Genomic DNA, 6,348 nt, shown 5'->3' on the forward strand with positions numbered 1-6,348 from the left:
TTACGGCTGGTAAGCCGGAATATCGGCATCGCAAGCGGGCTTGACCCACTTGCCGCTGATGGATGAGTTCTGGTTCACGGGCAAGCCCTGTGCGGTGCCCTGCATGGAAATGCTGCCCTGGAACGCGCTGTCGCTGAGCAAGGTCATATCGAAGCGGCCATTACCCTTGATAAGTCCGTTGCAACTGACGTCACCGCTCACCTTGTCGCCCTGGTGGCGATAATTGCTCACGCTGCAACCATCCTCCGTCTGCGGCAGCATCGGCTGCTTCAGGCTGGCCTGCTCGGGTGTGATGCATTGTTGCGTCACAATCGTATTGCCGCTGATAGGCAGCTCAATGCCGAATTGCCGCAATTGCTCCAGTTGGTCAGCAGCGATGGCAGGCAGGCCCTGCATCGTGACCGAAGTTTCCCACTGGCCGGGCTTGATCTGGTCGATTGCCAGCGCGGGCAAGGCAAGGGGGAGCAAAGAGCATGCAGACAACAGGGCGACGGGTTTGATGGACATTGGGCAAGAGGCGGATGGTGACAATGGCGGCAGTATAACATTGATGGTCAACCCGATAGCCGGGAGCGCGGGTTCTGCTTTCTGGGTTTCGCCCACAATGTGCTGAATAGTTGAGATAGATATAGGGTTTTTGAGATAATGCTTGGCACGGTGGCATGCAACAGCGGAAATAGCCCGATATTGATCGGGTTGTTTTGCCGCCAGTTGCCTGCGTTATCAAACTTTTGAACAGGTTGTATTAAATATGAGTGAATTACCCAATTGCCCTCAATGTCAGTCCAGCTACACCTATCAGGATGGCGAACTGCTGATCTGTCCCGAATGCGCCCATGAATGGTCGCCCGCGGGCGAAGAAGCCGCAAACAGCGACTTCATCGTCAAGGATGCCAACGGCAACCTGCTGCAGGATGGCGACAGCGTGACCGTGATCAAGGACTTGAAAGTCAAGGGATCATCGCTGGTGGTCAAGGTCGGCACCAAGGTCAAGAACATCCGCCTGGTGGACAGCGACCACAATATCGACTGCAAGATTGACGGTATTGGCGCGATGAAGCTGAAATCGGAATTCGTCAAAAAAGCCTGAATTCATGCATGAAATCGACTTTGAGGATTTTCTGTGGGGCGAACTCAGGGTGGGACGCAATGCCCGTTGGTTATTGCGCCCTGGCTATTTTTCCACCCACTCGCATTGACGAGACGCCGATGAGGCTCGCGTGCGACATCTATGACTTCAACAAGTATGAAAATGCTGGTAAGGCGCACGTTCCTGTGGAACAACCCATCCCACCCGGAACTACCGATTTAAGAACGTTGGTGACCAGGCTGTGGAAGATTTCATCCTATCCATGACCGAAGTTCAGGTGTCGCTTGTTTGCCTCATCAAGTACCAGCAGGACCCGCTTGCTGAAAGTAAGATCGCGGAAATCCTAATCATGGGAATTGCCGCCTAACAATTCGTCCAATCCGACGCCGCTTCGCGGTGCGGCTTAACTCAGGTGTAGACCATGGAAGAAGACGCACGAACCACCAGAGAGCTATTACTAGCACTGGATGACGATTATCGCCGTTGCTACTCGGAGGTAATAGATCGCTTGAACGAGGGAACGCGCCAAGCTGACGGGACCATTGATGCAGATCATGAGTTTGATGCTAGGCAACTTATAAGTACTGCCTTCGCCTATATCGAGGGGGCTACATACATCCTCAAGATCGAGGCTTCGTTTAACGCCGATGAAAATGGAATTGAGCTTACCCCACAGCAACAGCATTTCATATTTGAAGCCGACTTTGGCCTAAGTGATAAGGGTGATGTGCTTGAGAAACCTGCCAAGATTCCCCTAAGTAAGAACGTTCGCTTCGCTTTCAATGTTTTTGCAGAGGCAAACGGCGTTGATTTCCACTTTGATGCGAGCGCTGAATGGTGGTCTTTGTTCAGAGATTCAGTTCACGTCAGAGACCGATTAACTCATCCTCGCATGCCGAGCGATCTAGACGTCAGTCCAAGCGAAGTCATAGCAATGGTCAAAGCTAAAGCAGGATTCGATGAAGTTTTGTACTTTTTGTTGCGCACCCGCAGCCCGCGTAGGGCGCAATAACCAACGGGCATTGCGCCGTATCATGTCCCTCAATCCACATATCCAACCTCATCCTCACTCCCTCCGGCCCAATCCTGCGGATAGATGCCTTGTTCCACCAAACGCTGGAAAGTCGAATACGGCCATTCTTTCACCTGTGCAACCAGGCCATGCTTAACCGGGTTGATATGGAGGTAATCCATATGCGCTCGATAATCTGCCTCATTGCGGATGCAATGTTCCCAATACCGTCTTTGCCAGATACCGCGCTCACCTCTTCTGCGACGCACGGTAGAACGATATTCTTCTTGTGGAATTGCCTTGGAAAATCCTGATTTTATCAACCGCCATCGGGTGGCATAGTCGCTATCGTTGGCCGGCAGTTCAATCAAGGCATGCAAATGGTCTGGCAATACGACCCAGCCATGGATAATGAAAGGATGGCGCTGTTTGACAGAAGAGACAACCTGGCGCAACAGGCCGATATGCCTGATGAGCAAGTCATTGTGTTGTCGCTGTAACAGATTGACGGTAAAAAAATACGTTCCACCTGCATGCCAGACGCGCCGATAGTCCATGATTGAGAGTGTATTGGAGAGGTGTCATGCGGCGCAATGCCCGTTGGTTATTGCGCCCTACGTTGGCTCCACCCTGAGCCGAGTTCTCAGCAGATATAAATCCGAAACACAAATGCCGCTGATCGTGGCATTTTTATCTTCAGTTAATAGTTTCAGCACTGCCACCGCAACGCCGCCGTATGTACCGGACTATCCCAATGCTGGCAGATTTCGTCATCCAGCAGGCAAACCGTGATGGAGGCGCCTGCCATATCCAGCGCGGTGGTGTAGTTGCCGACCAGCGATCGGGTGATCTTCAATCCCTTGTCATTGAGCAGTTTGGCGGCGCTGTTGTAGAGCAGGTATAGCTCCATGAGCGGGGTGGCGGCGAAGCCGTTGACCATGAGCAGCACTTCGCTGCCCGGCGCTGGTTTGAGGTTTTCCAGGATGGCGGCTACGAGATCGACTACGATGGCATCCGCGTTTCTCATCGCTTCGCGCCTGCGGCCCGGTTCGCCGTGGATGCCCACGCCCATTTCCAGCTCGTTGTCGCCGATATCGAAAGTGGGCCGCCCGGCGGCGGGCACGGTACAGCTCGTGAGCGCGACGCCCATGGAGGCGGTGCGGCTGTTGACCTTGTCGCCCAGCGCCTTGCAGGCGGCGAGGTCGGCTCCGGTCTCTGCCAGGCTGCCCACGACCTTCTCCACGATCACGGTGCCTGCCACGCCGCGGCGGCCGGTGGTGTAGGTGGAGTTCTCCACCGCGACGTCGTCGCTGGTGAGCACGGTAGCGTTTTCGAACGGCAGCATCTCGGCCGCCATCTCGAAGTTCATCACGTCGCCGGCGTAGTTCTTGACAATGAACAGTACGCCCTTGCCGGCATGCACGGCTTCAGCCGCTGCCAGCATCTGGTCGGGGGAAGGGGAGGTGAACACATGGCCGGGGCAGGCGGCATCCAGCATGCCGTAACCGATATAGCCGCTGTGCAGCGGCTCATGGCCCGAGCCGCCGCCGGAGATGATGGCGACCTTGTTTTCCGCTTTTTCCCTGCGGGTAAGGAAGTGCGGTTCCAGGTTTAGGCTGACGATGTCCGCATGCGCCGCGGCAAAGCCGCTCAGGCTTTCGGTGAGGATGTCGTCGACGTTGTTGATGAATTTTTTCATGTTTTTCTCTCCTCCTTTGCGCTGGCTTCAGGCAGCCTGGTGCTGTTTTGCCAGTTCGGTAATGGTGTGGATGATGATCTGGCTGCTGCGCGCGCCGGGATCGATATGGCCGATTGCGCGTTCGCCGAGGAAGGCGGCGCGGCCCTTGGTGGCGATCATGTCCTTGGTGGATAGCATGCCTTGCTCCGCTGCTTGTTGGATGGCGGCGTAGATATCGACAGGTGCTGCGTCTTCCGCCGTCAGGCGGCTGAAGGTCTGCGCGACGGGGATTAAGGTATCCAGCATGGTTTTCTCGCCTGCATCGGCCTTGCCGCGCTGCTTGATGGCCTCGACACTGGCATGGAAAGCGGCGGCGATTTCGGCCAGGCTGCTGATGTCGCCGGCTTTTTCCACCTTGGCCATGGTCATGAAGAAGGTCGCGATCAGCGGGCCTGAGGCGCCGCCTATGGTGGAAAGCAATTTCATGCCAATGCGTTGCAACGCGTCGGCAGGCGGCAGCGGGGCCAGTTCCTCGCGCATGGCGAGCAGGGTGGCGCAGCCGCGCTTGAGGTTGATGAAATGGTCGCCGTCGCCAATCTCGCGGTCCAGCGATTCCAGCTCGGCCTCGCTGTTGAGCACGGCGTCGTTCACGGCGGAGATGGCTTCAAGGATGAATGCGGTTCTCATTATTTTTTCCAGATTTCCTCGACATTGCCGTTGTCGGCGATAAAAACAGCGCTGGCGATATCCTGGAAAATACCGTGTTCGGCAATCCCCGGAATATCGTTGAGCTGCTGGTTGAGTGCGGCGCTGTCCACAGGTGCGTCAAAAGTCAGGTCCAGCACCAGGCTGCCATAAGAAGTAATCGCAAGACCGTCCTTCGCGGCGTTCTGCCGCAGTTCCGCCTGGCCGCCCAAGGCTTGCAGACGGTTTTTCACCAACTGCCAGGCAAACGGCATCACCTCCACCGGGATGGGGAATTTCTCGCCGATGTGGCTCACCAGCTTGCTTTTATCGACCAGCACGATAAAACGGTCGCTACCGCGCGCGAGCAGCTTCTCCCGCACCAGGTCATAGCCCCGGCCCTTCAGCAGCGCCATCTGCGGCGTCACCTCATCCGCGCCATCGACATACAAGTCGAGCCTGCCCAGGTGTTCCAGCGCTACCAGCGGCAGGCCCAGCGCCTGCGCCTTGATAGTGCTGACAACAGAGCTTGCGGCGGCGGTCACGCGCAAGCCTTCTTCCTTGTGGCGGCGCGCCAGCTCCTGGATGAAAAAATTGGCGGTCGAGCCCGTGCCCAGGCCCACGGTCATGCCATCCTGCACATGGCGTGCAGCGCGGATGGCGACCAGCTCCTTGTCATTCATGATGATTCTCCTCGGATGGGGTGGCAGGGATGGTTTTACCCGCAGGCGCGCCCGCCGAATCGGGTAAAATGCCCTGCATCTTTATTCAGCAGCCTGCGAATTTTCATGACATTTAAACATATCACCTCCCGCGATAACAGCCTGTTCAAGCAATTGCGCAAACTGGCCGAAAACGCGCGCGAGCGGCGCAAGAGCAACGAAACCCTGCTGGACGGCGCACATTTGTTGCAGGCGTATATCGAACAATTCGGCCTGCCCAAGCTCCTGATCATCGCCGAGGGCGAATCCACCAACGAAGTCGTCGGCCTGCTGCAAGCGCTGGCGGATGTACCCACTGTCATGTTCACCACCCTCATGTTCGCCGAACTCTCCCCCGTGGCCACGCCCACAGGCATCCTCGCGCTGGTGGATATTCCGCAATTGCCTATGCCGGAGCAGCCGGATTTCGTGTTGATGCTGGAAGATATCCAGGACCCCGGCAACCTCGGCAGCATGTTGCGCTCAGCCGCGGCGGCGGGCGTGCAGGGCGTCTACCTTTCACAGGGCTGCACCGATGCCTGGTCGCCCAAGGCATTGCGCGGCGGGCAGGGCGCGCAATTCGTGCTGCCGATAATCGAACGCGCGGACCTGGTGCAAGAGTCCCAGGGTTTTCATGGCCAGACCCTGGCGGCCACACTGGCTGGGCAATCCCTGTATGACATCGGTTTGCAGCAGCCAACCGCGTTTATCATCGGCAACGAGGGCGCAGGGCTGAGCGATGCATTGATCGCCGCCGCCAGTTGTCAGGTCAGCATCCCCATGGCCGGGCAGGTGGAATCGCTCAATGCCGCGGCGGCAACGGCAGTGTGTTTGTTTGAGCGCAGGCGGCAGGCGCTCAGGCAGGGCGAATAAGAGATCGCCTATCATACCGGGCCAGGCCCGGCATCTCTTTTCCGTGCTTTTTCACGCTTATCAAGCCGCTTTTTCTCTTTCTTATGAACATTTCCATTGTTTTGTCTATAGCCCAAGTGGGCCATAGACAAAAGCGCAGACTCATTTGAAAATCATTCAGGGATTGTCATGTCGTTCATAGGTATGCGCCTAATTTTATTAACTTTTTCTTGTAGGAATGCACTAAGAAAAGCTTCAGGGAGGTTATCATGCTGAAAGCACAGAAGCACAGAAGCACAGAAGCACAGAAGCACAGAAGCACAGAAGCACA

9 protein-coding genes are annotated in these 6,348 nt (G+C 56.3%); 4 read left to right on the forward strand and 5 right to left on the reverse strand.

Annotated features, from left to right (window positions below):
* Positions 1–507, reverse strand: coding sequence for a DUF3617 domain-containing protein (locus V7Z75_RS04135; RefSeq protein WP_334107335.1), 507 nt, complete (start codon positions 505–507; stop codon positions 1–3).
* 244 nt (positions 508–751) lie between these two features.
* On the opposite strand from V7Z75_RS04135, the gene V7Z75_RS04140 reads away from it, so the two are divergent.
* The 3 genes from V7Z75_RS04140 (at position 752) to V7Z75_RS04150 (ending at position 2,102) form a co-directional block, all read left to right on the forward strand.
* Positions 752–1,090 (forward strand): zinc ribbon domain-containing protein YjdM, encoded by a 339-nt coding sequence (locus tag V7Z75_RS04140; RefSeq protein WP_334107336.1) that lies wholly within the window; start codon positions 752–754, stop codon positions 1,088–1,090.
* 241 nt (positions 1,091–1,331) lie between these two features.
* On the forward strand, positions 1,332–1,457 hold the full coding sequence (locus V7Z75_RS04145; protein WP_334107337.1) for a hypothetical protein: 126 nt from the start codon (positions 1,332–1,334) through the stop codon (positions 1,455–1,457).
* Positions 1,458–1,511: 54 nt separating this feature from the next.
* Positions 1,512–2,102 carry a hypothetical protein gene (locus tag V7Z75_RS04150; RefSeq protein WP_334107338.1) on the forward strand — a complete coding sequence of 197 codons (591 nt, stop codon included), beginning with the start codon at positions 1,512–1,514 and terminating at the stop codon, positions 2,100–2,102.
* Positions 2,103–2,131: 29 nt separating this feature from the next.
* On the opposite strand, the gene V7Z75_RS04155 is transcribed toward V7Z75_RS04150, so the two are convergent.
* The 4 genes from V7Z75_RS04155 to rpiA form a co-directional block, all read right to left on the reverse strand.
* Entirely contained in the window at positions 2,132–2,659 is a 528-nt protein-coding gene (locus V7Z75_RS04155; protein WP_334107339.1) for an REP-associated tyrosine transposase, read from the reverse strand.
* A gap of 152 nt (positions 2,660–2,811) precedes the next feature.
* Positions 2,812–3,801, reverse strand: coding sequence for a dihydroxyacetone kinase subunit DhaK (dhaK, locus tag V7Z75_RS04160; RefSeq protein WP_334107340.1), 990 nt, complete (start codon positions 3,799–3,801; stop codon positions 2,812–2,814).
* A 27-nt stretch (positions 3,802–3,828) separates the two neighbouring features.
* Positions 3,829–4,467: a dihydroxyacetone kinase subunit DhaL gene (gene dhaL / locus V7Z75_RS04165; protein WP_334107341.1), complete on the reverse strand. Its 639-nt coding sequence runs from the start codon at positions 4,465–4,467 to the stop codon at positions 3,829–3,831.
* On the reverse strand, positions 4,467–5,147 hold the full coding sequence (rpiA, locus tag V7Z75_RS04170; RefSeq protein ID WP_334107342.1) for a ribose-5-phosphate isomerase RpiA: 681 nt from the start codon (positions 5,145–5,147) through the stop codon (positions 4,467–4,469). Before rpiA ends, dhaL begins: the two co-directional genes overlap by 1 nt.
* Before the next feature lie 105 nt (positions 5,148–5,252).
* Here rpiA and V7Z75_RS04175 point away from each other — a divergent pair, with 105 nt between their 5' ends.
* Complete coding sequence (locus V7Z75_RS04175; protein WP_334107343.1) at positions 5,253–6,038, forward strand: TrmH family RNA methyltransferase; 786 nt, start codon at positions 5,253–5,255, stop codon at positions 6,036–6,038.
* The last annotated feature ends 310 nt before the right edge of the window (positions 6,039–6,348 follow it).

Origin of the sequence: Methylobacillus sp., from assembly GCF_036844465.1 — a bacterium.
GTDB lineage: Bacteria > Pseudomonadota > Gammaproteobacteria > Burkholderiales > Methylophilaceae > Methylobacillus.